Origin of the sequence: Halalkalibaculum sp. DA384 (assembly GCF_043951955.1) — a bacterium.
Lineage (GTDB): Bacteria > Bacteroidota > Rhodothermia > Balneolales > Balneolaceae > JAMQKA01.
The window spans coordinates 1-883 of the sequence record NZ_JBINJE010000100.1 but is presented as its reverse complement, the minus strand read 5'-3'; the positions used below and the strand labels follow the sequence as shown (position 1 = coordinate 883).

Sequence of the window (883 nt, the reverse complement as noted above, 5' to 3'; positions counted from 1 at the left end):
GGCCCAGGCTGCGGGTGCCGACAGGCCCAACATACTCTGGATTTCGGTGGAGGATATTTCCCCGCTGATGGGCGTATATGGGGACCCGGTGGTGGCAACCCCGGTGATCGACCAGCTGGCCGCCGAGGGGTTGATGTATACCAATGCCTTTACCACGGCCGGGGTCTGCTCGCCGAGCCGCACGGCGATTATAACCGGGATGCATCAATCCTCCATCGGGGCCCACCATCACCGCCCGACCCATACCGGCCATGCCCATAAAACGATACCAGACGGTGAGCCGCTGGTCAGCGGTGCGGTCACGCCCTACCTGGTGGTACCCCCGCCATACGTAAAGGCGTTTCCCGAATACCTGCGGGCGGCTGGGTACTACACCACCAACAATGTTAAAACCGACTACAATTTTGGGCGCCCCGCCTCGGTATGGGATGAGTCCAGCCGGGAGGCTCACTGGCGGAACAGGCCGGAAGGGAAACCGTTTTTTTCGGTTATCAATCTGACTACGACCCATGAAAGCCAGGTGTGGCAGTCGGAGTTGCCCCTCAGCGTGGATCCGGATGCGGTACCGGTGCCGCCCTACTTGCCGGACACGCCGGTGGTTCGCCGGGATATTGCCCAGCAGTATACCAATATCGAGCAGATGGATCGTCAGGTGGGGCAGATCCTGGCAGATCTGGAAGAAGACGGGCTGGCCGATGATACCATCGTGTTCTTTTGGAGTGATCATGGAGGGGCGCTACCCCGGCAAAAAAGTTGGTTATATGATTCCGGCCTCCATGTCCCACTGGTCATCCGCTGGCCGGGGGAGATACCGCCGGGCCAGGTTAACAAGGAACTGGTCAGTTTTGTCGACCTGGCACCGACGGTCCTCTCCCTGGCCGGG

1 protein-coding gene is annotated in these 883 nt (G+C 60.5%); it reads left to right on the top strand.

The genetic code is table 11. The features are described from left to right. On the top strand, window positions 1-883 hold an 883-nt coding region (locus tag ACG2E4_RS18430), incomplete at both ends, for a sulfatase (RefSeq protein WP_395277507.1).